Origin of the sequence: Microbacterium sp. SORGH_AS_0888 (genome assembly GCF_030818905.1) — a bacterium.
Classification (GTDB): Bacteria; Actinomycetota; Actinomycetes; order Actinomycetales; family Microbacteriaceae; genus Microbacterium.
The window spans coordinates 437,299-462,639 of the sequence record NZ_JAUTAZ010000001.1 but is presented as its reverse complement, the minus strand read 5'-3'; the positions used below and the strand labels follow the sequence as shown (position 1 = coordinate 462,639).

Here is a 25,341-nt window from a genome sequence, read left to right as displayed (position 1 = left end):
AGGTTCCCAGCCTAGTCGCGCGACTCTCCCCCGCCCGCGCGTCCGAGCGGCGACAGCACGGTCACCACGACGACGATCGTGAGCGCGACGAGAGCGAGGCCGCCGTATCCGATCCACCCCAGGACCACGCCCGCCAGAACCGCACCGCCCGCGCCGGTGAGGTTCATCACGAGGTCGCTGCGGCCCTGCCTGCGGGTGCGCAGCTGCTCCGCGGTGGCCTCTGTGAGCAGCGCCGCGCCTGCCACGGTCGACGCGCTCCAGCCGAGCCCCAGAAGCACGAGGGAGACGGTGACGGCGGGGGCCGACGCCTGCCCGAACGCGGCGATGACGAGGGATGCGGCGAACAGGGCCTGGCCGATCAGCACCGTCGTCACGCGTCCGATCCGGTCTGCCAGGAAGCCGAACAGCGGCGACAGCGCATACATGCCGGCGATGTGGAGGCTGATCGTGAGCCCGATGACGGTGAGCGTCGCCCCTCCGTGCATGAGGTGTATCGGAGTCATCGCCATGAGCGCGACCATCACGCCGTGCGCGCCCGCTATGGAGACGATCGCGTACCGTGCGGCGGCCGGACGGTCGGATCGCGCGAGGCGGCTGACGCCGACGGGACGCTCGGCGATGAGCCGATCCGCGAGCCGGAGCGGGTCGGGACGCAGGAGCACGAGGTACATGACCACCGCCAGCGCCTGCGCGACGATGGTGAACAGGTACGGTCCGGTCGGCGACGGCATCCCGACCATGTCGCCGAGGGCCTCGCCGGGCCCGATCACGTTCGGTCCCAGCACTGCGCCGATCGTGGTCGCCCAGACGACGAGCGAGATGTCACGGGCGCGCGAGCGGTCCGTCGCCAGGTCGGCGGCGGCGAATCGCGACTGGAGGTTGGCGGCCTGTCCTGCGCCGATGAGGAAGACGCCCGTGAGCAGCAGCGGCAACGACGTCGCGCCGGTGCCGACGATCACCACGCATACGCCGACGAGGGCGACGAGGAGGCCTGCCGCGAGGGCGGGACGACGGCCGGAGGCCTTCGCGAGCCGGGCGAGCGGAATCGCGAAGACCGCCGCGCCGAGCGTCACGAACGCGCTGGCGAGCCCCGAAAGGGACTCGTCGCCGGACACGTCCGAGACGATGATCGCGCCGAGCGACACCGTCGCGCCGAACGAGATCCCCCCGAGCACCTGACCGGTGGCGAGCACCCAGAGGGTGCGACGCCGGATGCGGGTCAGTTCCGAGTCGTGCCGCTGCGGGTCAGGCATCCCGCGCGGTGTTGCGGAGCGTGCCGATCCCGGTGATCTCGACCTCCAGCCGGTCACCGGCGACGAACGGACCGACACCCGCGGGGGTGCCCGTGAGGATCACGTCGCCCGGAAGCAGCGTGAACGCGGCGGACGCGTAGGCCACGATGTCGGCGACCGAGTGGATCATGTCGCTGAGCGGGGCGTCCTGCTTCACGGCGCCGTTGAGGCGCGTCTGCACCCGTGCCGCTCCCGCATCGAACTCCGTCTCGATCACGGGACCGAGCGGGCAGAAGGTGTCGAAGCCCTTCCCCCTCGTCCACTGGCCATCGGCGTACTGGATGTCGCGCGCAGTGACATCGACGGCGGCCGTGTACCCGAACACGTACTCGAGCGCGCGTTCGACCGGGACGTTCTTGGCGATCCTGCCGATGACGACGGCGAGCTCCCCCTCGTAGTCCGTGCGCTCGGACTGCGGTGGCCGCACGATCACGTCGTCCGGTCCGATCACCGCGGTGTTCGGCTTGAGGAACAGGAGGGGCGCCTCCGGTGCCTCTCCGCCCATCTCGGCCGCATGGTCGTGATAGTTCTTCCCGACGCACACGACCTTCGAGCGCGGGATGACGGGGGCCAGAAGCGCGACGTCCGAGAGCGGCAACCGCTCGCCGGTGGTGTCGAAGCCTGCGAACATCGGATCGCCGGCGAGCACGACGAGCTCCCCGTCGTCGACGATCCCGTAGCGGATGGCGCCCTGGTGGCTGACGCGTGCGACCTTCACGAAGACCTCAGCCGTCGAGCCGCACGAGCCAGCCGTGGCGGTCCTCGCGGCGCCCGTACTGGATTTCGGTGAGTTCCTCTCGCAACGACAGCGCGAGCGAGCCGCTGGGCTGCTCGTCGAAGAACTCGCGTCCCTTCAGCTGCCCGATCGGCGTCACGACCGCGGCGGTGCCGCACGCGAACACCTCGACGATGTCGCCGGAGGCCACGCCCTCGCGCCACTCCGCCAGCGACACACCGCGTCCCTCGACGCGGTGTCCGCGGTCGCGCGCGAGCTGCAGGATCGACTCGCGCGTCACGCCCTCCAGGATCGAGTCGGACTGCGGCGTCACGAGCGTGCCGTCCTTGTAGACGAAGACGATGTTCATGCCGCCGAGCTCCTCGACGTTGCCGTCCTGGTCCAGGAAGACCACCTGGTCGCACTCGTTCTCGTACGCCTCCGACTGGGGCAGCAGGCTCGCCGCGTAGTTGCCGCCGGTCTTGGCCGCTCCTGTGCCGCCCTTGGCTGCGCGCGTGTACTCCTCGCTCAGCCAGATCGACACGGGTGTCACGCCGCCCTTGAAGTAGGCACCGGCCGGGCTCGCGATCACGTAGTACCCGACCTTGTGCGCCGGGCGCACCCCGAGGAACGCCTCCTTCGCGAACATGAAGGGCCGCAGGTAGAGGCTCTGGTCCTCGCCGTCCGGCACCCAGTCGCCGTCGACCGCGATCAGCTCGCGCAGCGACTGGAGGAAGTAGGCGACCGGAAGCTCTGGCAGTGCGAGCCGCCGTGCCGACCGCTGCAGTCGCCGTCCGTTCTGGTCGGGACGGAAGGTGTAGATGCCGCCGTCCGCGTGGCGGTAGGCCTTGATGCCCTCGAAGACCTCCTGGCCGTAGTGGAGCACGGCCGCCGCGGGATCGAGGGTGATGGGGCCGTAGGGCTGCACACGCGGACGGTGCCAGCCGCCGCCGACCGACCAGCAGATGTCGACCATGTGGTCCGTGAAGTGCTGGCCGAAACCGGGCGCGGCCAGGATCTCGGCCCGCGCTGCCGGGGGGCGAGCGGCGAGGTTGCGGGTGACGGCGAACTCGAGCGGGGCGAGTCCGGTGTCGGGGTCGGTGTCGAGGAGGGACATGGTCTTCTCACTGAGTCTGCGCGGAGCGCTGTCGAGGGCTACGGGTGCGACGACTCCAGGCTACGCCCGAAGCGCCGCCCCGATGGCGTCGCCGATCTGCGACGTCGTGCGGACGGCGTCGCCACGGGCGGCGATGTCCTCCTCGACCGCGCGGGTGACGCGGGCGGCCTCGTCGCGCAGCCCGAGATGGTCGAGCAGGAGAGCGACGGAGAGGATCGCGGCCGTGGGATCGGCCTTCTGAGTCCCTGCGATGTCGGGCGCCGAACCGTGAACGGGCTCGAACATCGAGGGGAACGCGCCGTCCGGGTTGATGTTGCCGGAGGCGGCGAGGCCGATGCCACCGGTGACGGCGCCAGCCAGGTCTGTCAGGATGTCGCCGAAGAGGTTGTCGGTGACGATCACGTCGAAGCGGCCCGGGTTCGTGACCAGGAAGATCGTCGCCGCATCGACGTGAAGATAGTCTACGGCCACATCCGGGTGCTCGCGCGCCACCGCGTTCACGATCCGCTGCCACATCCCGCCGGCATGCACGAGGACGTTCGTCTTGTGCACGAGCGTGAGCTTCTGCCGCCGCCGCTCGGCGAGGTCGAAGGCGTAGCGCACCACGCGCTCCACGCCGAACGCGGTGTTGACGCTGGTCTCGTTCGCGACCTCGTGCGGCGTGCCGCGACGGATCGCACCGCCGTTGCCGACGTAGGGGCCTTCCGTGCCCTCGCGCACCACGACGAAGTCGATGTCACCGGGAGCCGCGAGGGGGCCGGGAGCGCCGTGGTACAGCTTCGACGGACGCAGGTTGACGTAGTGGTCGAGCTCGAACCGCAGCTTCAGCAGGAGGCCGCGCTCGATGTTGGCGTCCTTCAGCCGCGGGTCGCCCGGCGTGCCTCCGACAGCGCCCAGCAGGATCGCGTCGTGCGCCTTGATGGCCTCGAGGTCGGCGTCCGTGAGGGTGTCGCCGGTCTCCAGGTAGCGGGCGGCGCCGAGCGAGAACGCCGTCTTGTCGAAGACGACGCCGGAGTCCGCCGTGACGGCGGCCAGGGCCTTCTCGGCCTCCGCGACGACCTCCGGACCGATGCCGTCACCCGGGATGACGGCCAGCTTCACGACGCGCGACATGACTCTCCTTCGACGCGGAACGGGTTGACCCCAGCGTAGTGGCCGCGATCGTCGCCGCCACGACCACGAGCGCCGCGCCGATGAGGGACGTGACGACGACGCCCTGGTCGAAGGCGTGCGCGGCGGCGGCGCGCAGCGCGTCGGCGAGCGGGGCGTCGAGCCCCTCGGCCGCGGCGACCGCTCCCCCGAGGGTCTCCCGCGCCGCATCCGCGACATCCGCTCCCACGCTGCCGGGCACCACCATGTTCAGGCGATACATCGCCGTGAGGATGCCGCCGAGCACCGACGTGCCGAGCACGGCGCCGACCTCGTACGCCGTCTCCGAGACCGCGCTCGCGGCGCCGGCCTTGGCGGGAGGTGCGCTCGAGAGGATGAGCTCGTTCGAGACCGTCTCCGCGGCGCCGATGCCGACTCCGAGGCTCACGAAGGCGCCGATCAGCAGCGCGAGCCTGCCGTCACCGGCGGCCACCGCGACGAGCAGGTACCCGGTCAGCGAGAACACCAGCGCGACCGGGATCACGATGCGCGGCGAGACGCGCGACGCGATCGGCACCACCACGAGCCCGGCCACGATCATCGCGACGAGCCCCGGCACGAGCGCGAGCCCGGACTCCATCGGCGACAGCCCCGCGATGAGCTGCAGGTGCTGCGCGACGAAGTAGAGGAACCCGACGAGCGCCATGACGCTGAGCAGGTTCACCAGCAACGCCCCCGAGAACGAGCCGTGCGCGAAGAGCCGCATGTCGAGCATGGGCTGCGGCATGCGGAGCTGGCGGCGCACGAACAGCACCGCGAACACGACGCCGCTCAGCACGAGCGCGACCACGATCGCCGTGACGCCGTGCACCGCGATCTCCTTGATCGCGTAGACCACCGGCACCATCGTGGCCATCGAGAGCAGGATGCTCGGCACGTCGATGCGGCCGGGGCGCGGGTCGCGGCTCTCGGGCACCAGCAGCGGCGCGAGGATCAGGAGCGGGACGAGCACGGGCACGGCCATGAGGAACACGGATCCCCAGCCGAAATGCTCGAGCAGCACCCCGCCCACGATGGGACCGAGCGCGGCGCCGGCGGAGAACATCGCGGCCCAGACCGCGATCGCGAGCCGGCGCTGGGCGCGGTCGGTGAAGATGCTGCGCAGCAGCGACAGGGTGGACGGCATCAGCATGGCGCCGAACACGCCCATGGCGGCGCGTCCCGCGATCAGGAGCTCCGCGGAGGGCGCGAATGCGGCAAGCGCCGAGACCGCGGCGAAGCCGGACGCTCCGATGAGCAGCATCCTGCGGCGGCCGAACCGGTCGCCCATGGTCCCCATCGTCACGAGGAGTCCTGCCAGCACCAGCGGGTACGCATCGATGATCCAGAGCTGCTGTGTGCTCGTCGGGCGCAGCGCGACCGCGATCTCGGGCAGTGCGAAGCTCAGCACGGTGTTGTCGACCGAGACGAGCAGCACGGGCAGCATGAGCACCACCAGGGCGAGCCAGCCCCGGATGCCCACGCGCCGCCCGTTCTCGTCGGCGATGCGGATGTCCTCTGTCAGTGTCATAGTTTCTATACCGTCCAGTTGGTATAGTATCAGAATGAGGCCGCAGGCGTCGATAGCATCGAGCGCATGAGCCGACCGCCGCACGCCCGCGAGAAGGTGCTGGACGCGTTCGAGCGCCTGCTCATCGAGGACGGCGAACGAGCGGGAACGATGGATGCCACCGCCCGCGCGGCCGGCGTCTCGAAGGGCGGGCTGCTCTACCACTTCCCCTCGAAGGATGCGTTGGAGCAGGGCCTCATCGCGCGGCTCGATGAGCTGGTGGAAGCCGACATCGCCGAGATGGCCGCATCCCCCGAGGGGCCGGTCGCCTTCTTCGTCCGCACCTCCGCCATGGACGGTGACCGCCTCGACCGCGCGATCGTGAGCGTCTCACGCCTCGCGCAGGGCGGCAGCACGGCAGCCCGCGACGCGCTGCACGCGATGCGCGAGCGCTGGGCCGACGCACTGCGGGCCCACGTGGCGGATGACGCCGCGCTCGACCTCGTGCTCCTGGTCAGCGACGGCCTGTACTACAACAACTCGCTGCAGGGTCAGGGCGTCGCCGGTCCGGTACCGACGGGGCCGGCGATGGACGCGCTGCTCGCGCTGGTCGACCGGGCCACCCGGCCCTGATCGACCAGCGCGCGAGAGATCAGGACTCGACGATCTCGATCTGCTTGACGAGGTCGGCGCCGACAGCCGCGCGGATCTCGTCCGTGATGCTCTCCGGCACCTCCGAGTCGACCGTGATGACCGAGAAGGCACGCCCCTGCGCATCCGCCTTCGCGACCTGCAGGGACTCGATGTTGATCCCGGAGTCGCCGAGCTTCCGCCCGTAGATCGCGATGATGCCGGGGCGGTCGGCGTACTGCATCACGATGTGGTGCTGCGCGATCTGCACCTCGAGCTCGTAGCCGTTGATGCCCACGATCTTCGGCACCATCCGCGTGCCGGCGAGCGTCCCCGCGACCGTGAGGGTCGAGCCGTCGGAGAGCGTGCCCCGCAGCACCGTGAGGTTGCGGTAGAGCGGGCTCTCCGCCTCGACGATGAGTCGCGTCTCGACGCCGCGCTGCTCGGCGAACAGCGGCGCGTTCACGTACGAGACGCTCTCGCTCACGATCGGCGTGAAGATGCCCTTCAGCGCGGCCAGCTTGTAGACGCTCACGTCGTACGCCGCGAGCTCGCCGCGGACCTCGATGTCGAGGCTCGTGAGCGCGCTCTGCGCGAGGCCACTGAAGAACTGACCCAGCATCTCGACCAGGGCGATACCGGGGCGCACGAACGGGTCGATGACCCCGCCGGCGACGTTGACCGCATCCGGCACCAGGTCACCCTCGAGCGCGAGCTTGACCGACTTGGCGACGGAGACGCCGGCCTTCTCCTGCGCCTCCTCCGTCGATGCTCCGAGGTGCGGCGTGACGACCACGTTCGGCAGATCGAGCAGGCGCGCGGCCGAGCCCTCGGGCTTCGGGGGCTCGCTCGTGAACACATCGAGCCCCGCGCCGGCGATCTCGTCCGTCGTCAGCGCCTTGTAGAGGGCGTCCTCGTCGATCAGCCCGCCGCGCGCGACGTTGATCACGTACGCCGTGCGCTTCATGCGCCGCAGCTGGTCGATGCCGATCATCCCCGTGGTCTCGGGCGTCTTGGGCATGTGGATCGTGACGAAGTCGCTCTGGGCCAGCAGATCGTCGAGGCTCAGGAGCTCGACCCCCAGCTGCTGGGCGCGCGCGCTCGTGATGTACGGGTCGTAGGCGACCACGCGCATCCCGAAGGCCTGCAGTCGCGCGGTGATGAGGGCGCCGATGCGACCGAGCCCGATGATGCCGGCGGTCTTCTCGAACAGCTCGGTGCCCGTGAAGGAGCTGCGCTTCCACGCCCCCTGCGCGAGGGACGCGTGCGCGGCGGGGATGCGGCGGGCGAGGCTGAGGATGTGGCCGACCGTCAGCTCGGCCGCCGAGATGATGTTGGAGGTCGGCGCGTTCACGACCATGACCCCGGCGGTCGTCGCCGCCTTGATGTCGACGTTGTCGAGGCCGACTCCCGCCCGGGCGATGACCTTGAGCTGAGGCGCCGCGGCGATCGCCTCGGCATCCATCTTCGTGGCCGAGCGGATCAGCACCGCGTCGACGTCGGCCAGTGCGGGCAGCAGCGCTCCCCGGTCGGCGCCGTCGACGTGGCGGATCTCGAAGCCCTCTCCCAGCGCATCGATGGTGGCGGGAGAGAGCTGTTCGGCAATGAGGACGACGGGCTTGCTCACGGATTCGGGTCCTTCGGGCGGCTGGGTGCACGCGCTCACGGCGCGAGACGGTGGGGAGTCTGGTCCGCTCGTCTCCGACGGCGAGACCATCGTCAGCCTATCGCGGTGCGATGGCGGGGTCGGACAGGGTCACCGCACGTAGATCGACGCGGAGGCCGTGAACGTGAGGGAGAAGACGTTGAGCCAGAACACGGCGACCACGGTCAGCCCCGCGAACATCACAAGCGACAGGGGCAGGATGCGGCGTCGTCGCCCCACCAGCACAGCGGCGACGAAGACGATGATCGGGAACACGATCGGCAGCAGCAGCACGAACCATCCGTAGCCCGTGAGCCCGCCGTCCGCGCCTGCCTGCTGTAGGAGGAACGAGACCGCGGTCCAGACCGCGTAGGCGTAGAACAGTCCGAAGAACCCGGCGACCGCCGCGACGACCCAGCGGGGGGCCGCGATGGTCTTCGGTGTGTCCGCCGGGCCGGCGGGTGTCGTCTCGGACGCGCTCATGCGGGCACTCCGGTCGAGAGGAACGGCCACGGCAGCAGCACGAGCGCTCCGACCACGAGCAGCACGAGACGCAGCCACACCGGGCGCTTCGCCGCCAGGACGAGCACGGCCGCGAACCAGGCGACGGGGGCGGCGGTCGCGAGCGCCCAGGCCGCGATGTACCCGGCCGGCTCGACCGAGAAGTAGGCGAACCCGTAGTAGCGCGATCCCGCGAGATACCAGCCGACCGCGAAGAGCGCGTAGACGCCGCCGAGCACACCGAACAGGACGAGCGCGACGTTTCCGAGCGGCGCGGGGGCGGTGTCCGCATCCGCCTTCGGCTTCGTGGAGGCGCGCCGGTCGTCGGCGTGCGGGTGCACGACCTCGCGCGTGCTCGTCGAGCCGTCGGGGTTCGTGACGACGGCCGTCACGGTACGGCGCGGCGCGGCGGTGGGCAGTGCCGTCGCGGGCTTCTCGTCCCACTCGTCCGGTTCCTCGGCGGCTCCCGTGTCGAGCGTCGGATCGTCGTCACCCCAGGAGAGTGCATCGTCGTCGCGTCGCGCCATGCGCACCAGCCTAATCTCCGCATCCCCGTCTTCCGGCGCACTCCGCGCCGTGGTCGCCTCACCCGCAACTGCGGGGATCGTGCCCGACACGCCGGGGGCCGAGGCCCCATGACGGTGTGTCGTGCACGATCCCCGCGGGAAGGTCACCGGAGCGAGCCCCGATGGGTCCGTGGGTCAGCGCGCGGCCGAGCCCTCGGTGTAGTCCTTGTCCTGCTGCTTCCAGGCGAACAGCCCGCGCAGCTCGCGACCGACCTGCTCGATCGGGTGCTGGGCGGCCTTCTCGCGCAGCTCGAGGAACTCGACGGCGCCGTTGTCCTGGTCGGCGATGAAGCGCTTCGCGAACGCACCCGACTGGATGTCGGCGAGCACGCCCTGCATGTTCTCCTTGACGTGCGGGTCGATGACGCGGGGACCCGACACGTAGTCGCCGTACTCCGCCGTGTCGGACACCGACCAGCGCTGCTTGGCGATGCCGCCCTCCCACATGAGGTCGACGATGAGCTTGAGCTCGTGCAGTACCTCGAAGTACGCGATCTGCGGCTGGTAGCCCGCCTCGGTCAGGGTCTCGAAGCCGTACTGGACGAGCTGCGACACACCGCCGCAGAGGACCGCCTGCTCGCCGAACAGGTCGGTCTCGGTCTCCTCCGTGAAGGTCGTCTTGATGACGCCCGCGCGGGTGCCGCCGATGGCCTTGGCGTAGGACAGCGCGGTCGCCCACGCGGTGCCCGAGGCGTCGCGCTCGACGGCGATGATGTCCGGGATGCCGCGACCGGCGACGAACTCCCGACGCACCGTGTGACCGGGGGCCTTCGGTGCGATGAGGATGACGTCGACGCCCTCGGGCGCTTCGATGTAGCCGAAACGGATGTTGAAGCCGTGTGCGAAGGCGAGCGTCTTGCCCTCGGTCAGGTGGGGCTTGATCTCGTTGTTGTAGATGCCGCGCTGGTGCTGGTCCGGCGCGAGGATCATGATCAGGTCGGCCCACGCGGCGGCGTCGGCGACGGTCTTGACCTCGAAGCCGTCCTCCTGCGCCTTCGCGATCGACTTCGAGCCGTCCTTCAGCGCGATGACGACCTCGACGCCCGAGTCGCGCAGGTTCTGCGCGTGGGCGTGGCCCTGCGAGCCGTAGCCGACGATCGCGACCTTCTTGCCCTGGATGATGGACAGGTCCGCGTCGTCGTCGTAAAAGATCTCGGCCATGGTGTGTATCTCCTTCTGTGAGGTGTGCGTGCTCACGACACGCGGTCATGGTCCGTCGGGGTCCGCGTGTCGTGGACACCCGACGGGGAGGAATAAGGATCAGCCGCGCAGCACGCGCTCGGTGATGGACTTGCCGCCGCGGCCGATCGCGAGAAGCCCCGACTGGGCCAGCTCCTTGATGCCGAACGGTTCGACCGCGCGCAGGAAGGCCTCGATCTTGCCTTTGTCGCCCGTGATCTCGACCACCACCGCATCCGGTGCGTAGTCGACGATCTGCGCGCGGAAGAGGTTCACGACCTCGATCACGTTCGAGCGGCTCTGGTTGTCGGCGCGGAGCTTGACGAGCATGTGCTCGCGCTGCACCGACGCATCGGCGTCCAGCTCGACGATCTTGATGACGTTGATCAGCTTGTTCAGCTGCTTGGTCACCTGCTCGAGCGGGAACTCCTCGACGTCCACGACCACCGTGATGCGGGAAAGGCCCGGCACCTCGGTGACACCCACGGCGAGGGACTCGATGTTGAACCCGCGGCGAGCGAACAGGCCCGCGACGCGCGTGAGCAGACCCGGCTTGTCCTCGACCAGGAGGCTCAGCACATGACTCGACATCTCAGGCCTCCTCATCGAACGCGGGCGAATGATCCTTGGCGTACTGCACGTAGCTGTTGCTGACGCCCTGCGGCACCATCGGCCACACCATCGCATCCGCCGACACCACGAAATCGATCACGACGGGCCGGTCGTTCGTGGCGAGTGCCAGCTCGATCGCGGCGTCGATCTCGTCCTCCTTCTCCACGCGGATCGCGAGACATCCGTACGCCTCGGCGAGCTTCACGAAGTCGGGGATGCGGGCCGTCCCATGTCCGGTGTTGAGGTCGGTGTTCGAGTGGCGCCCGTTGAAGAACAGCGTCTGCCACTGGCGAACCATGCCGAGCGAGGAGTTGTTGATGATCGCGACCTTGATCGGGATCTCGTTGATGACGCAGGTGGCGAGCTCCTGGTTCGTCATCTGGAAGCAGCCGTCACCGTCGATCGCCCAGACCACGCGCTCGGGCTGAGCGACCTTCGCCCCCATAGCGGCGGGCACGGCGTAGCCCATCGTGCCCGCGCCGCCGGAGTTCAGCCAGGAGTTCGGGCGCTCGTACTTGATGAACTGCGCCGCCCACATCTGGTGCTGCCCGACGCCGGCGACGTACACGGCCTCCGGCCCGGTGAGCTCACCGATGCGCTGGATCACGTGCTGCGGCGCGAGCAGGCCGTCGGTCGTGGGCGCGTAGCCGAGCGGGAACTCCTCGCGGAGCCCGTCGAGATAGGCCCACCATTCGGAGATGTCCGGCTTGGACTCGACCGTCGCTCCGCCGAAGGCGGCGGAGAGGTCGATGAGCACCTCGCGCACGTCTCCCACGATCGGCACGTCCGCCGTGCGGATCTTGGAGATCTCGGCAGGGTCGATGTCGACGTGGACGACCTGGGCATGCGGCGCGAACAGCGACGCCTTCCCGGTCACGCGGTCGTCGAAACGGGCGCCCAGCGCCACGATCAGGTCGGCCTCCTGCAGCGCGAGGACGGCCGGCACGGTGCCGTGCATCCCGGGCATGCCGAGGTGCTGCGGGTGCGAGTCGGGGAAGGCGCCACGAGCCATGAGCGTGGTCACGACCGGCGCGCCCGTCTCCTCGGCGAGGGCGCGCAGCTCCTCCGAGGCGCCGGAGCGGATGATGCCGCCGCCGACGTAGAGCACGGGCTTGGCCGCCGTGGCCAGCAGCTGTGCGGCCGCCTGAATCTGCTTGCCGTGTGCTTTGGTCACCGGGCGGTAGCCCGGCAGGTCGACCTTCGGCGGCCAGACGAAGGGCACCTCCGCCTGCTGCGCGTCCTTCGTGATGTCCACGAGCACCGGGCCCGGGCGACCCGTGCCGGCGATCTCGAACGCTGCCGCAAGCGCACCGGGGATGTCCTCGGCGCGCTTGACGAGGAACGAGTGCTTCGTGACCGGCATCGTGATGCCGACGATGTCGGCCTCCTGGAAGGCGTCCGTCCCCATGAGAGTGGAGAACACCTGCCCGGTGATGCACACAAGGGGCACCGAGTCCATGTACGCGTCCGCGATCGCGGTCACGAGGTTCGTCGCGCCCGGACCCGAGGTCGCGATCGCGACGCCGACCCGGCCGGAGGCGGAGGCGTAGCCCTCGGCTGCGTGGCCGGCACCCTGCTCGTGGCGCACGAGGATGTGCCGTACGGCCTCGTCGTCCATGAGCGGGTCGTAGACGGGCATGATCGCGCCGCCCGGCAGACCGAACACATCGGTGACACCGAGCAGGTCGAGCGAGCGGACGACCGCCTGCGCTCCCGTGAGCACAGGCGCGGATGTAGATCGGGCGGGCGGCCGCGGCACGGCCGCGGCGGGCACGTCAGTCATGACGATGGAACCTCGAGAGGGATGAGGGTGAACAGGAAATCGTGCCGGTCAGCTCGTGACGGCACCCTGCGCGGCAGAGTGCACGAGACGCGAGTACTTGGCAAGAACGCCACGGGTATAGCGCGGAGGAAGCGGCTCCCAGCCTTCGCGGCGGGAGCTCAGCTCAGCCTCGTCGACGAGTAGGTCGAGGGAGCGAGCTGCGATATCGACCCGTATCAGATCACCATCGCGCACGAATGCGATAGGACCTGCGTCCACCGCTTCGGGTGCTATGTGGCCGATGCAGAGGCCGGTTGTGCCGCCCGAGAATCGTCCGTCCGTCAAGAGTAGTACATCTTTTCCGAGCCCGGCGCCCTTGATGGCCGCCGTGATGGCGAGCATCTCGCGCATGCCGGGGCCGCCCTTGGGGCCTTCGTAGCGGATGACGACGACGTCGCCCGCGTGGATCTCGCCCGCCTCCAGCGCATCCATCGCGGCGCGTTCGCGCTCGAAGACGCGAGCCGGCCCCTCGAAGACGTCGGCGTCGAAACCGGCGGACTTCACGACCGCGCCCTCGGGGGCGATCGATCCATGCAGGATCGTGAGACCGCCGGTGGCGTGGATCGGGTCGTCGAAGCGGTGGATGACCTGGCCGTCGACGGGGTCGGGGTCGAGCTCGCGGAGGTTCTCGGCGACGGTCTTGCCGGTCACCGTGAGCGCGTCGCCGTGCAGCAGCCCCTCATCGAGCATGGCCTTCATGATGACCGGGATGCCGCCGTGCTTGTCGACGTCGTTCATGACGTACTTGCCGAACGGCTTCATGTCGGCCACGTGCGGCACCTTGTCGCCGATGCGGTTGAAGTCGTGCAGGTTCAGCTCGACCTCGGCCTCGCGCGCGATCGCCAGCAGGTGCAGCACGACGTTGGTCGAGCCGCCGAGCGCCATCGCCAGCGCGATCGCGTTCTCGAACGCCTCGGGCGTGAGGATGTCGCGTGTCGTGATGCCGAGCTTGAGCAGGTTCACGACCGCCTCGCCGGAGCGGTGGGCGTAGTAGTCGCGACGACGGTCGGCGGACGGCGGGGCCGCGGACCCCGGAAGGCTGAGACCCAGCGCCTCGGCGACCGAGGCCATCGTGTTCGCGGTGTACATGCCGCCGCACGCACCCTCGCCCGGCGCGAAGGCGCACTCGATGCGTTTGAGCTCGGCCTCCGTGATGCGCCCGGCCAGGCACGCGCCGACGCCCTCGAAGGAGTCGACGATCGTGATCTCCTTGAGCGTGCCGTCGGACTGCTTGACCCATCCCGGCGCGATGGACCCGGCGTAGAGGAACACGCTCGACAGATCGAGTCGTGCCGAGGCCATCAGCATCCCGGGGATGGACTTGTCGCAGCCGGCGAGCAGGACCGTGCCGTCGAGACGCTCCGCCATGACGACCGTCTCGACGGAGTCGGCGATGACCTCGCGCGACACGAGCGAGAAGTGCATGCCCTCGTGGCCCATCGAGATGCCGTCGGACACCGAGATCGTGCCGAACTGCAGCGGGTAGCCGCCGCCGGCGTGGACGCCCTCTTTGGCGCCCTGCGCGAGGCGGTCCAGGCTCAGGTTGCAGGGAGTGATCTCGTTCCAGCTGGAGGCGATGCCGATCTGGGGCTTGTCCCAGTCCTCGTCGCCCATGCCGACGCCGCGCAGCATGCCGCGGGAGGTCGTGGCCTCGATGCCGTGCGTGACCGTGCGCGAGCGTGGCTTGATGTCGATCGTTCCATCCGGGTGATTCACCGTTGCAGTCTATTCCCGGGCACCGACGGCACGCGCGCGCTGGCGCGCGAGCTCCGCGAGCAGATCGGCGAGGTCCTCGATGCGCGGCACGGAGACCGACGCGGCCGTGTCGCCGTCGCCGACGTGCACGCCGAGGTCCGCGGGACCGAGGCTCGCCAGCGCGTCCTCGTCGGTGACGTCATCGCCCGCGAACAGCACGGCATCCGCGTGCGTGAGACGGCGCAGCTCCGCCACCGCCGTGTCCTTGCCCTCCTGGCGGCTGGCGTACTCGAGGATGTCGTGGCCCGTGCGCCGCCGCCAGTGCGGCTCCTCCCCCGCCATGAGACGCTCGACGCGCGCGTGCGCCTCGGCGGTCTCGGCCGCGCCGGCTTGACGGGTGTGGACCGCGAAGCCGAACGTCTTCGGCTCGATCCAGACGTCCGCGAGGTCTTCGACCGCCCGCTCGGCGTCGCCGCGCACGCGGTCGCGCTCGGCGATGCTCTCGGGCGACGGGGCGGGTGCCGCGTCGGGGTCGCCCGGGTGCCAGAACTCCGCGCCGTGGGAGGCCGCGAGGTGGATCGGAGAGTCCGCTGTGTGCTCGCTGATCTCCTCGAGGTCGCCCAGGCTCCGGCCCGAGACGAGGGCGACGGTCGTGCGCGGCAGTCGCGCCAGCGCATCGACCGCGGCGCGGGCCCCGGGCAGCATCCGTGCCGCCATCGGGTCGTCCTGCCTCGGCGCCAGCGTGCCGTCGAAGTCGAGTGCGACGAGCAGCTCTCCCACGGTCGCGAGCTCGGCGATCGTCGCAACGCTCATCGGTGGCCTCCTGCGTGGCTCGCCTCGTCGAGGGCGGCGAGGAAGTCCTGGGACCACGCCTCGACGTCGTGCTCGCGGACGCGGCGCCGCAGCGCCCGCATCCTCCTCCCCTGCTCCGCGCCGGGCATGTGGACCGCCCGCTCGATCGTGTTCTTCAGCCCGCCGATGTCGTGCGGGTTGATCAGCAGGGCACTGCCCAGCTCGTCCGCGGCTCCCGCGAACTCGCTCAGCACCAGCACGCCCCGATTGTCGACGCGGCTCGCGACATACTCCTTGGCGACGAGATTCATGCCGTCCCGCAGCGCGGTGACCAGCATGACGTCGGCTGCGAGGTACAGCGCGACCATCTCCTCGCGCGGGAACGCCTGGTGGAGATACCGGATCGCCGTGTGCCCCATCGTGTCGTAGTCGCCGTTGATGCGACCGACGGTCAGCTCGATCTCGTCGCGCAGCTGCATGTAGGGCCCGACCCGCTCGCGACTGGGGCTCGCGACCTGGACGAGGGTCACGTCCTCGACCGACAGACGCCCGTCCTCCAGCAGCTCGCCGAACGCCTTCATCCGATGGCGGATGCCCTTCGTGTAGTCGAGGCGGTCGACGCCCAGCAGGATCTTCTTCGGATTGCCGAGCTCGGCGCGGATCTCGGCGGCGCGCGCACGGATGTCCTCGCGCTGCGCGAGCTCGACATACAGCTCGGCGTCTATCGAGATCGGGAACGCCTTGGCGAGAGCGAGTCGCGAGCCGCCGTCCGCCTCGGGCACGCGGATGCCGGAGGCCTTCGTCTCGTAGCGCAGCTGGCGGCGGACGGCGCGCGCGAAGTTTCCGGCGTCGGCGACGCGCTGGAAGCCGATGACGTCGGCGCCCAGCAGCCCCTCGAGGACCTGCCGACGCCACGGCAGCTGGGCGTAGAGACCGTATGCCGGGAACGGAATGTGGTGGAAGTACCCGATCGTGAGGTCGGGCCGGCGTTCGCGGAGCAGGCGCGGAACGAGCTGCAGCTGATAGTCCTGCACCCAGACCGTCGCGCCCTGCGCCGCGACGGACGCCGCGGCATCCGCGAACCGTTCGTTCACCGAGACGTACGACTCCCACCAGGCACGGCGGTAGCGCGGCGCGGCGATCACGTCGTGGTAGAGCGGCCAGATCGTGTCGTTGGAGAAGCCTTCGTAGTACTGCTCGACGTCATCCGCCGTGAGCGTGATGGGGACGAGGTGCATGCCGTCGTTGTCGAACGGCTCGAGCTCGAGGTCCGGCTTTCCGGCCCAGCCGACCCACGCGCCATCGGCCTTGCGCATCACCGGCTCGAGTGCGGCCACGAGTCCTCCGGGCGAGGGGCGCCATCCCCCATCCGCGTCGCGATCCACGGGGAGACGGTTGGCGACGACGACGAACTCGGCTGTGGACACGGGTGATCTCCTGCTTCGAATCGGTTGTGTCAGGCTAACAGCGCGGCTTCCCATGCCGACGGCGGTGGCGTCAAGGCCGATGACTCGCTAGACGCGCGCGCTACGGTGGGGACCATGCGCAAGTACCTGTTCGGCACCGGCCTGTTCAGCGCCGTGATCGGCGGCGTCTCACTCCTGCGGGGGCTCCGCAACCACGAGGAGCCGTTCACCTGGCGGACCGCCCTCGCCTGGATCAGCTGGGGCATCACCCTCGCCCTCGCGATCGGAGCGATCGTCGACACGTTCCGCGCGTCGCGCGGGCACCTGGTGGCGGGGGACTCGCCCGTCTCGGGAGACGAGGAGAAGCTCCTCAAGAAGCGTCTGCGCTCCTGACCCGAGCTCCTCGGCACGGCCGCGTGAACCCCCGCGTCGCGTGGCGCATCGAGTTAGATACCTCGGGTATATACTCGCGGTATGGAACATTCCGACGACATCCTCAGACTGCTGTTGGGCGCACACGCCCTCACGCGCGTCGCGTCGCTCGAGACCCGGACCGAGGCCCCCGCCGCGCAATGGCGGACGATCGTCCTCCTCCGTGATCACGGACCGCTTCGCATCGGCGACCTCGCCACGCTCAGCCGCGTCACCCAGCCCGGAATGACGCGGCTGGTCGCACAGCTCGCCGACGCCGGCCTCGTAGAGCGGGGAGCCGATGCCAACGACTCGCGCGTCACGGTGGTGACGGTGACGCCAGCGGGTCTGGCCGCCCTCGACGAATGGCTCCGAGTCCTCAGCGCGGCGCTCGCCCCGCGGTTCTCCGATCTGAGCGACGAGGACTGGGATGTCGTTCGCCGCGCGGCGGACATCGTCGCCGACCGCACCCGCACGGCGGAGCTCGCCCGATGAGCGGCGGCAAGACCGCCAGCGTGTGGCGTCAGCCGGCACAGGTGTGGGCGGTCGCCTTCGCGAGCGTCGTCGCATTCATGGGCATCGGCCTGGTGGATCCGATCCTGCCCGCGATCTCCGAATCCCTCGATGCGACTCCGGTTCAGACGGAGCTCCTCTTCACGAGCTACCTGTTCGTCACCGGACTCGCGATGCTCATCACGAGCTGGATCTCCAGCCGCATCGGCGCCAAGTCGACGCTCCTCGTCGGTCTCGCCCTGATCGTGGTCTTCGCACTGCTCTGCGCCCTGTCCGGCGACGTGAACACGATCATCGGCTTCCGAGCCGGATGGGGGCTCGGCAACGCGCTGTTCATCTCGACCGCGCTCGCGACGATCGTCGGAGCCGCGAGCGGCGGCAGCGGTGCGGCGATCGTCCTCTATGAGGCGGCGCTCGGGCTCGGCATCGCGATCGGCCCGCTGCTGGGCGGTCTGCTCGGCGAGGTGAGCTGGCGGGGGCCGTTCTTCGGCGTCGTGGCGCTGATGTCGATCGCGTTCGTCGCCGTCGCGGTGCTGCTGCGCGGGCCCGGCGAGAAGCGGACCCCCGTGCCGCTCTCGGCCCCCTTCCGCGCCCTGGGTCGTCCCGCACTCGCCGTGCTGGCGGTCGCCGCCCTCTTCTACAACATCGGGTTCTTCGTGCTGCTCGCCTTCTCGCCTTACCCGCTCGGGTTCGGCGCCATGGGAATCGGGTTCACGTTCTTCGGATGGGGCGTGGCACTCGCTCTCACGAGCGTGTGGGTCGCGCCGGCGCTCCTACGACGCTGGTCGCGCACGGCCGTGATGCTCTGGACACTGCCGTTGCTGGCCGTCGACCTGATCGCGGCGGCGCTGTTCGTCTCGAGCGCGGCGTCGCTGGTGGTGTGCATCATCGTCGGCGGCCTGTTGCTCGGCATCATGAACACGGTGCTCACCGAGTCGGTCATGGAGGCCACGGACCTGCCGCGATCGGTGGCGTCGTCCGCGTACTCCGCGGTCCGCTTCCTCGGCGGCGCGGCCGCTCCTCCGATCGCGGCGTGGCTGTGGCACGCGTACGGCGCGCCCGTGCCCTACTTCTTCGCGGCGGCATCCATCCTGATCGCGACGGCCGTCATCGCGATCTTCCACCGGGTGCTTTCCGGCATCGACGCCCACGAGGCGGATGCCGCGGAAGAAGGCGCCGCGATCCTCATCGGCGACGCGGCCTGACGCGAGGACGAGCCGGGGGCTGCGGCGGCGCCCCCGGCTCGTCCTCGTGCGGATCGTCGAACGGCGGAGCTCCCTCCGGCTCCGGCGGAAGCGTGCTCACGTCAGCCACCTGAGGGGTTGTCGACGGGCCGTCCGTTCTCGTCCGTCGTGACGTCCGGCGCCTCGGGGGCGCCGCCCGAAGCCGTGTCGGCCTCCTCGTCGTCGCCCGGTGTTCCCTGTGCGTTGTGTCCGTCGGGTGTGCTCATGCGGGGAGTCAACGCCGATCTCATCGTGCACGCGACGGGCTTGACAGCCCGCGACGACGGACGAGTCCCCGGCTCCGACCGGTCCGGCACCCGGGATCCGTCGGCCGCACCCCGGCGAGAGGCTCCCGTGCCTCGCGCGGTAGCGTGACCGGATGCGTTCTGACTTTCGAAGGGTGACGACCGAACGCCTGACGTTGACCGCGGTGGCGCCGGGTGACATCTCAGACCTGTTCACGCTGCACTCGGATCCTCGCGTGTGGACTCATCTGCCTTCTGGCGTGTACGTCGACCGCGAGCAGATGGTGTCCGACGTGACCGACTACGCCGCGGACTGGCAGCGTGACGGCCTCGGGTACTGGACAGCTCGCCGCAGCGATGACGGGGCGGTCGTCGGGATCGGAGGAGTGCGCCGCCGCCCCGCCGGGTTCTGGAACATCTACTACCGGCTCTTTCCCGAGCACCAGGGACACGGCTTCGCGACGGAGATCGCCCGCACAGGGATGGCTGCCGCGTCCGCCCAGGCCTCCGGCCTTCCCGTTCTCGCCGTCCTTCTCGAGCGCAACCTGGGGTCTCTGCGCACCGCCCAGCGTCTCGGCCTCACACGTGCATGGCGCGGGCAGGATCCGCGGATCCCCGACCCCGATGCCGTCCGACTCGTCTACGCGGACCGTCCCCTCCCCAGACAGATCCTGGACGCCGTCGTCTCCCCCTGAACCACGCCCTCCGGCGAGAGCTCCTGCGAATCGGAGCGAAGCCGGAACCGCCCCTGACCGAGCGATGCGCGGTGAGGGGCGGTTCTCCGTGCACCCCCTGGGACTCGAGCCCAGAACCCACTGATCAAGGGTCAACTGCGCTGCCGATCGAGCCAGTGACCGTGGCCGCATGGAGGAGCGCTCGGTGCCGTCACCCCGCACAGGACGCAGCGGTGCATCGCCGCGGTCAAGGTCGGACGCTGACGGCTATCGACGCTCGATTCCCGATCTCGCGCGACACCGTGCGACTTACCCTGAGCAGACCGACGCCGACCGAGTGACGCGCACGGCTCAGTGCGCGTGCCTGTGATGCGAGTCGGGGAAGTGCGCGTGCCTGTGCGTCACGGCCTCGTGCGTGTGCTCGTGCCGGTGCCAGGTGCCCGCTGCGACCGGCTCGGGGTGCTCGTGGTCATGGTGCTCATCATCGTGGCGATGCCAGTGGTCGTGAGCGATGGCCTCGTGCCTGTGTTCGTGCTCGTGACGCTCTGTCAGGTGCAACCACACACCCACGGCCATGAGCGCGGCAGCGATGACGAGAGGAGCCGTCAGCGCCTCGCCCATGAGCACGGCGAGCAGCGCGCCGAAGAAGGGCGCCACGCTGAAGTACGCCCCGGCACGGGCGGTGCCGACGTGCCGCATCGACACGATGAACAGCACGAGGCTGACACCGTACGCCAGCAGGCCGACGCCCATCGCGGCGGCGACGCTCCACGCGGGCGGCAGGGCCGCGCCGAGCAGGAACGCGAGAACGAGATTCACGGGGCCGGCCACGCCTCCCTTGATCGTGGCGAGCCACGTCGCATCGTTCAACGCGACCTTGCGTGTCAGGTTGTTGTCGATACCCCACGAGAGGCACGCGCCGAGAACCGCCAGCGTCGGCCAGATGCCTCCGAACCGGATCGACCCGCCCATCGGGATGGACAGCACGACGGCCCCGGCGACGATGGCGACCATGCCGAGGGCGACTCGGCGGTCGAAGTTCTCCCGGAAGACGAACCATGCCAGCAGCGCCGTGGCCACGCCTTCCGCGTTCAGCAGCAGGGACGCGCCAGAGGCAGGCATGTTGGACAAGCCGAACATGAGCAGCACCGGTCCGAGCATCCCACCGAAGAAGACGGCACCGGCCAGTGGAAGCCGCTCGTGCCGCTGGAGCCGAACGCGGGGCGCACGACGCACGAGACGGTAGATGCCGAGGCCGACGCCCGAGCCGAGGTACAGCAGGCCCGCAAGCAGCCACGGCGAGACCTCGCCCAGCAGCAGCTTGGCCACGGGGGCACCCGCACCGAACAGAACAGCCGCTGCCACCCCCGCCTGAACACCGACATGACGCAACGCTCCGAAGCTCACCCGACAACGGTAGCCCGGCCCACCACGGGCAGCGATGGGATGTCCACACCAGCAGGCGAAAGGCCTGGTCAGACAACACGCTCTGACCAGGCCTTCCCTGGAGTGCACCCCCTGGGACTCGAACCCAGAACCCACTGATTAAGAGAGCTTGGGCCTGGGTCTCCGTCGCCGCCCGACATCCCCGGAAAGCCCCGAAATACGCGGATCCCGGGACAGCGACCGGGGATGTCGGGGACCGTCCGGGAGTAGCGGCGGCGCTGTTTTCGCGCTGATCCGGCCCCCGACCCTCTCGCCATGCTGCGCCCATCTGCCACGAGAGAACGCCCCGCCCCTCCCGGCCCCAGGCAGTCCGGGCGTTCTCGGCTTACGGCTCAGGTGCAGCGCGTTCTAGCTCAGCTCGTCGCGGACAAGCTCGGCCGCATCGCCGAGCATCACAGGGACGGTCCGACACTTCGCGCCGCCGTTGGTCGCGGGAACGCGGACCCGCAGTCACTCGACGTCAGAACCGAGTGCAGCTTCGTCTTCCGTGCGCCGCTTCGCTCTCAGCCGCACGAGGTACTCATCGCCTGCCGGGCGTCAGCTTCCAATAGATCGACTTGTCTGATGGAGGTCGCTTCTTCTCACCGATCATGATCGCGCCGAGCGCGCGCAGCTGAACGATTATCGCTCCCCAGGTACTATCGGTGATCGTCGCGGACCCGCTGCGCAGGTCGGGCCAGTCATCGAGTCGTTGAGTGTCGTTGAACATGTGGGAGTTCCATCTATCCCGAAGTTCTGGCTCTGGTGCCTCATCGATCATGAACGGACCGAGTGTCTCGATCACCTCGTCCCAGGTGTAGGTCAACTCCGCCGTCGAGTCGTACCGACCGTCGTAGTCGAAGCCCTTCAACCGGAACTCGAAGGCTATTTCGTCCTCTCCATGCTCGTAGTCTGCGTTCAGTTCAGTTGGCTTCGCGCGCGCGGCCGCTTCCTCTTCAGCCTTCTCCCGTCTCGCATCAGAGAGGGCAGCTTTGAGTTCTGCAATCTGTGTGCGCACTTCAGGCGTCATCGCTTGATCGCCTCGAACCCAGCCAGGCTGAGGATTGCGCTTGATCGCTCGATTGAGCCCTCGGGAAACGACCGAACCGAGCTCCGCTGGTGACGCGTACTTCTTGACCACGCGAGACATGACCTTGGCTCGAAAAGCATCAAGCTTCTCTCGCGCGTCCTTATCGAGCTCTGACTTTCCCACAGGGATGTCGTCCGGATTGCTGTGAACGAATCCCAGCACCGGTATGCCCGATGACACCGCGTAGTCGTACTCCATCTCGGTATAGCTGATGCCTTCGGCAGATACCGAGCCGTAGCGTCCTCCGACGATGACTACGTAGTAATCGCACTCATCGATGACCTCTTTGATGAGTGTCCACTGGTCCTCGTCAGCCGCTGGGAACATCTCCATACCTGCGGGCAGGCAGTCCATTTCGAGCAGCGCCTGCATGACTTCTTGACGCTCGGCGACGAGGTCGACGTAAGTCGAACTCACGAACACCTGGTATTTGCGATCCACAGAACGACTTTATCGGCGTGTGGCGACATCTAGCGGGTGGCCCTGCGCGACGCACATCGCCATCGAAACTCTCGCACCCGTGGTGTCGGGGCGCTCCGAGCTTTCGGAGCTACGCCGAACACTCGCAGCCTCGACTTCTTGAGTGTGCACATCATTATGCATAGTGATGTGCAATGTCGCATCTACCTCCTGATCTGGGGTTACTCCAGCGCGCCCACGCAATTACGACGAGACTTAAGGCAGTCGGAAAGACCGGCTCAGGAGGAAATATGAGCAAGCCGATGGGACGACCGAAGGTGATTGAGGGCGACGTGGTGCTGCTTCAGGTCGAGGTGCCTTGGGAGGAAGCCGCCGAGCTCAACGCTGTGGCTGAGGCCGCAGGGGTGTCCCGGGCGTCGCTCGTGCGCACGCTCCTGTCCTACGGCCTTCGCGCATACACCCAGGCGTGGATCGACACCGAGGCCACCCCGACCACCGGACGGAAGCAGCCGTGAGCCGCCACGCCGGTCTGACCGCCGAGCAGATCGCTCGGTTCGGCTTCACCGACGAGGAGCTCGCCGACCTCGAAGAGCACGACCCTAACAAAGAAGGAGACACCACCATGCCCCGCACGCCACTCCCGGCAGACGCCACGCGAGAGCAGAAGCTCGCCGCGCTGCCGCCGCTCGCAGGAGTCGGAGGCAATCCTGCCTATGAGCGTGTCCTGGGACGCCTCGCCGACACCGCCATCGCCACGCTCGGCGAGGTCGATGACTCGCTGACCGATCTGGCCGACGAGTTCGCGATCCGCTTCCAGGCAGACGACGAGCGCGCCGCCGCTCGCGACCGCATCGCCACCACCGCCAGCGTCCACCGGCTCAAGCCGCGTGGCTGAACCAAGAAGGACAACGAACATCGCCAACGCACGCCGCGTCACCGAAGCCGAAGCTCTCGGCGAGGTCGACCAGAACCCCGACCCGCTCCGCCGCAAGTACGAGCGCAACCTCGGACCGGTGACCTACATCCCCGTGACCCGCTACGACGACATCCGGCTGGAGGCCTACTACGACACGGCCTACCCCAACTCGTACGTCGAGGAGCAGACCCTCGCCGCCGTGGACCGCGCCATCTCGGAGCGCGTTCAGGGAGCCGCCGCCGTTCATCTGGAGCACGCCGCGAAGCTCCTGGAGAACGAAGGTGCACCGAAGCTCACCGGCCCACGTGAGCAGCCCAACGCGCTCGCCAAGGCCGACGCGCATCTGGACGAACTCGCCGCCATCAAGCGGGAGCTGCGCGAGGGCAAGACTCCGACCGCCGAGCTGGCCGACCGATACGAGCGCGTGCGCAAGGCAATGCAGACTCGTGACGGGCATGCGCTGGTCTCGCTGTCGAACCGAGCCACGAGCCTTCGAGACCGGCTCGCCGACCCCAAGGCCGCGGTCAGCAAGACGCTGAGCCACATGCCGCTGTCCACCTGGCGACCGCTGGGAATCTCGGCGGGCAATCGCAGCTGGTGAAACGAAATCGACCCCCGAAGCCTGACCGTGAAAGGCAACGAGAGTCGATCCCCAACAGAGAGTCACGCAAGAAAGGAAGAAGAACTGTGACCACCTCAATTCTCGCTCGCGACACGCCTCGCGCGCTGCCGTTCCCGCTCGCGAGCTACTACGACCGGTATGCAGAGCTTGTCGATGAACCCGAGTTCATCATCCCGAGCAAGGTGCTGCGGCTGCCCGCCGTGACCGTCGCCAGGCTCCGCTACACCGCTCCCGACGTCAACGATCTGCACCCGACGACGCGCGGTCAGGCCACCGAGGCGAGCATCCTGCTGGCCGCGTGGCGGAGCCGTCGCGACCTCACCGGCTGGACCGTGGCCGAGGAGTTCCAGGACCGCTACTACGGCGGTCGAAACCGAGGCTTCACGCGCGGTCTGGACACCTACCGTCGCCTCCCACGCAAGGGGTTCGACCTCCTCGTCGCGACCGAGGCGCTGGGCTATGTCCAGTGGTGGTGCGACATCCCCACGGACGGCCGCCACTACCGGACTGTCCGCCTCGCCGACGCGCTCGGCAGCTAACACAACTTCACATGTAATATCCAATCCGCAGTACCGCTGTCCCATCGGACGGGTTGTGCCCAGAACCGATGACATGCGGCAAGGAATGAGCGAACGGAGCCGATCCCGCGAGGGACGGCGATGGATGGCAGGTCTCTCGTAGACCGGGACACGAAGGATGAGCGCGTGGTGCTCGCAGCCGCGAAGGACCTCGCCGACCGGGCGAACCTAGCAGGCGTTCAGAACGTCGAGATCGGCATTACCAAGCGCGACTTCTCCGACGTGACCGCCGATGTGGTCATGGACCTCGACTGGGACGGCGACGACCCCGAGAGCGCGGACATCGTTGTCGCCGAGATCGTTGAGGACGACGACGAGGACGACCACGAGCGCTGGGAGCGGGAGGACGCCCAGGCCGAGCGAGCCAAGGAGATTGCGCGGCTGCGTCGCGCCCAGCCGCTCCCGCCCGACCTCGAACTCAGCCACGAGCGAGCGGAGCGCGAGCGTCCCCGCATGCGCCACGAGCCGACATGCCCTGTGAGCATGGCCGATCCCCACGCCGACCGGGTCGGGGACCGCAGCTCACGCCGCTCTATGAGCCCGAAGCGCTACGAGCAGCGACGGAACGAGGGAGGCCAGGGCTAATCCCTCACGGGAACGGCGCTACATGGCCA

The 25,341-nt window shown here is 69.0% G+C and carries 27 protein-coding genes; 10 read left to right on the top strand and 17 right to left on the bottom strand.

Going from position 1 to position 25,341, the window contains the following annotated elements:
- Window positions 1-11: 11 nt before the first annotated feature.
- The 5 genes from QE381_RS02250 to QE381_RS02230 are packed head-to-tail and all read right to left on the bottom strand — an operon-like array spanning window position 12 to window position 5,783.
- On the bottom strand, window positions 12-1,253 hold the full coding sequence (locus tag QE381_RS02250; RefSeq protein WP_307215107.1) for an MFS transporter: 1,242 nt from the start codon (window positions 1,251-1,253) through the stop codon (window positions 12-14).
- Window positions 1,246-2,010, bottom strand: coding sequence for a fumarylacetoacetate hydrolase family protein (locus QE381_RS02245; protein ID WP_307215106.1), 765 nt, complete (start codon window positions 2,008-2,010; stop codon window positions 1,246-1,248). The genes QE381_RS02250 and QE381_RS02245 overlap by 8 nt, the downstream gene beginning before the upstream one ends.
- A 7-nt stretch (window positions 2,011-2,017) precedes the next feature.
- Window positions 2,018-3,124, bottom strand: coding sequence for a branched-chain amino acid aminotransferase (locus QE381_RS02240; RefSeq protein WP_307215105.1), 1,107 nt, complete (start codon window positions 3,122-3,124; stop codon window positions 2,018-2,020).
- Window positions 3,125-3,184: 60 nt separating this feature from the next.
- Complete coding sequence (locus QE381_RS02235; RefSeq protein WP_307215102.1) at window positions 3,185-4,237, bottom strand: 3-isopropylmalate dehydrogenase; 1,053 nt, start codon at window positions 4,235-4,237, stop codon at window positions 3,185-3,187.
- Entirely contained in the window at window positions 4,200-5,783 is a 1,584-nt protein-coding gene (locus QE381_RS02230) for an MFS transporter (RefSeq protein WP_307215100.1), read from the bottom strand. Before QE381_RS02230 ends, QE381_RS02235 begins: the two co-directional genes overlap by 38 nt.
- A gap of 66 nt (window positions 5,784-5,849) precedes the next feature.
- Between QE381_RS02230 and QE381_RS02225 the strand changes: the two genes are divergently transcribed.
- Entirely contained in the window at window positions 5,850-6,395 is a 546-nt protein-coding gene (locus tag QE381_RS02225) for a TetR/AcrR family transcriptional regulator (RefSeq protein WP_307215097.1), read from the top strand.
- Window positions 6,396-6,414: 19 nt separating this feature from the next.
- On the opposite strand, the gene serA is transcribed toward QE381_RS02225, so the two are convergent.
- The 9 genes from serA to QE381_RS02180 form a co-directional block, all read right to left on the bottom strand.
- Window positions 6,415-8,019, bottom strand: a complete 1,605-nt coding sequence (serA, locus tag QE381_RS02220) for a phosphoglycerate dehydrogenase (protein ID WP_307215095.1) — start codon at window positions 8,017-8,019, stop codon at window positions 6,415-6,417.
- Window positions 8,020-8,148: 129 nt separating this feature from the next.
- Entirely contained in the window at window positions 8,149-8,520 is a 372-nt protein-coding gene (locus QE381_RS02215) for a hypothetical protein (RefSeq protein ID WP_307215093.1), read from the bottom strand.
- Window positions 8,517-9,065 carry a DNA polymerase III subunit gamma/tau gene (locus QE381_RS02210; RefSeq protein ID WP_307215091.1) on the bottom strand — a complete coding sequence of 183 codons (549 nt, stop codon included), beginning with the start codon at window positions 9,063-9,065 and terminating at the stop codon, window positions 8,517-8,519. Before QE381_RS02210 ends, QE381_RS02215 begins: the two co-directional genes overlap by 4 nt.
- Window positions 9,066-9,239: 174 nt before the next feature.
- A complete protein-coding gene (gene ilvC / locus QE381_RS02205) occupies window positions 9,240-10,265 on the bottom strand; it encodes a ketol-acid reductoisomerase (protein ID WP_307215089.1) in 1,026 nt (341 codons plus the stop codon).
- Window positions 10,266-10,364: 99 nt separating this feature from the next.
- A complete protein-coding gene (ilvN, locus tag QE381_RS02200; RefSeq protein ID WP_307215086.1) occupies window positions 10,365-10,874 on the bottom strand; it encodes an acetolactate synthase small subunit in 510 nt (169 codons plus the stop codon).
- 1 nt (window position 10,875) lies between these two features.
- Window positions 10,876-12,678, bottom strand: coding sequence for an acetolactate synthase large subunit (locus tag QE381_RS02195; RefSeq protein ID WP_307215085.1), 1,803 nt, complete (start codon window positions 12,676-12,678; stop codon window positions 10,876-10,878).
- A gap of 48 nt (window positions 12,679-12,726) precedes the next feature.
- Window positions 12,727-14,433 carry a dihydroxy-acid dehydratase gene (gene ilvD / locus QE381_RS02190; RefSeq protein ID WP_307215083.1) on the bottom strand — a complete coding sequence of 569 codons (1,707 nt, stop codon included), beginning with the start codon at window positions 14,431-14,433 and terminating at the stop codon, window positions 12,727-12,729.
- A 9-nt stretch (window positions 14,434-14,442) separates the two neighbouring features.
- Complete coding sequence (otsB, locus tag QE381_RS02185; RefSeq protein ID WP_307215081.1) at window positions 14,443-15,225, bottom strand: trehalose-phosphatase; 783 nt, start codon at window positions 15,223-15,225, stop codon at window positions 14,443-14,445.
- Entirely contained in the window at window positions 15,222-16,631 is a 1,410-nt protein-coding gene (locus tag QE381_RS02180) for a trehalose-6-phosphate synthase (RefSeq protein WP_307215079.1), read from the bottom strand. The genes otsB and QE381_RS02180 overlap by 4 nt, the downstream gene beginning before the upstream one ends.
- Before the next feature lie 114 nt (window positions 16,632-16,745).
- On the opposite strand from QE381_RS02180, the gene QE381_RS02175 reads away from it, so the two are divergent.
- From QE381_RS02175 to QE381_RS02165, 3 genes are all read left to right on the top strand, one after another.
- Window positions 16,746-17,003 carry a hypothetical protein gene (locus tag QE381_RS02175; RefSeq protein ID WP_307215077.1) on the top strand — a complete coding sequence of 86 codons (258 nt, stop codon included), beginning with the start codon at window positions 16,746-16,748 and terminating at the stop codon, window positions 17,001-17,003.
- Window positions 17,004-17,084: 81 nt separating this feature from the next.
- On the top strand, window positions 17,085-17,516 hold the full coding sequence (locus tag QE381_RS02170) for a MarR family winged helix-turn-helix transcriptional regulator (protein ID WP_307215075.1): 432 nt from the start codon (window positions 17,085-17,087) through the stop codon (window positions 17,514-17,516).
- Entirely contained in the window at window positions 17,513-18,739 is a 1,227-nt protein-coding gene (locus tag QE381_RS02165) for an MFS transporter (RefSeq protein ID WP_307215073.1), read from the top strand. Before QE381_RS02170 ends, QE381_RS02165 begins: the two co-directional genes overlap by 4 nt.
- Window positions 18,740-18,840: 101 nt before the next feature.
- Here QE381_RS02165 and QE381_RS02160 read toward each other — a convergent pair whose 3' ends face one another.
- Window positions 18,841-18,984, bottom strand: coding sequence for a hypothetical protein (locus QE381_RS02160; protein WP_307215071.1), 144 nt, complete (start codon window positions 18,982-18,984; stop codon window positions 18,841-18,843).
- Window positions 18,985-19,157: 173 nt separating this feature from the next.
- Between QE381_RS02160 and QE381_RS02155 the strand changes: the two genes are divergently transcribed.
- Window positions 19,158-19,697 carry a GNAT family N-acetyltransferase gene (locus QE381_RS02155; RefSeq protein ID WP_307215069.1) on the top strand — a complete coding sequence of 180 codons (540 nt, stop codon included), beginning with the start codon at window positions 19,158-19,160 and terminating at the stop codon, window positions 19,695-19,697.
- 330 nt (window positions 19,698-20,027) lie between these two features.
- Here QE381_RS02155 and QE381_RS02150 read toward each other — a convergent pair whose 3' ends face one another.
- Complete coding sequence (locus tag QE381_RS02150; RefSeq protein ID WP_307215067.1) at window positions 20,028-21,083, bottom strand: DMT family transporter; 1,056 nt, start codon at window positions 21,081-21,083, stop codon at window positions 20,028-20,030.
- 559 nt (window positions 21,084-21,642) lie between these two features.
- Window positions 21,643-22,632, bottom strand: a complete 990-nt coding sequence (locus QE381_RS02145; protein WP_307215065.1) for a DUF4062 domain-containing protein — start codon at window positions 22,630-22,632, stop codon at window positions 21,643-21,645.
- Window positions 22,633-22,901: 269 nt separating this feature from the next.
- Here QE381_RS02145 and QE381_RS02140 point away from each other — a divergent pair, with 269 nt between their 5' ends.
- The 5 genes from QE381_RS02140 to QE381_RS02120 all read left to right on the top strand — a co-directional run bounded on the left by QE381_RS02140 (window position 22,902) and on the right by QE381_RS02120 (window position 25,312).
- Window positions 22,902-23,126, top strand: coding sequence for a hypothetical protein (locus QE381_RS02140; protein ID WP_307215063.1), 225 nt, complete (start codon window positions 22,902-22,904; stop codon window positions 23,124-23,126).
- Complete coding sequence (locus tag QE381_RS02135) at window positions 23,123-23,506, top strand: hypothetical protein (protein ID WP_307215062.1); 384 nt, start codon at window positions 23,123-23,125, stop codon at window positions 23,504-23,506. Before QE381_RS02140 ends, QE381_RS02135 begins: the two co-directional genes overlap by 4 nt.
- Entirely contained in the window at window positions 23,499-24,128 is a 630-nt protein-coding gene (locus QE381_RS02130; RefSeq protein ID WP_307215060.1) for a hypothetical protein, read from the top strand. The genes QE381_RS02135 and QE381_RS02130 overlap by 8 nt, the downstream gene beginning before the upstream one ends.
- Window positions 24,129-24,214: 86 nt before the next feature.
- Window positions 24,215-24,688: a hypothetical protein gene (locus QE381_RS02125; protein WP_307215057.1), complete on the top strand. Its 474-nt coding sequence runs from the start codon at window positions 24,215-24,217 to the stop codon at window positions 24,686-24,688.
- Between the two features lie 165 nt (window positions 24,689-24,853).
- Entirely contained in the window at window positions 24,854-25,312 is a 459-nt protein-coding gene (locus QE381_RS02120) for a hypothetical protein (RefSeq protein WP_307215056.1), read from the top strand.
- Window positions 25,313-25,341 lie beyond the last annotated feature (29 nt).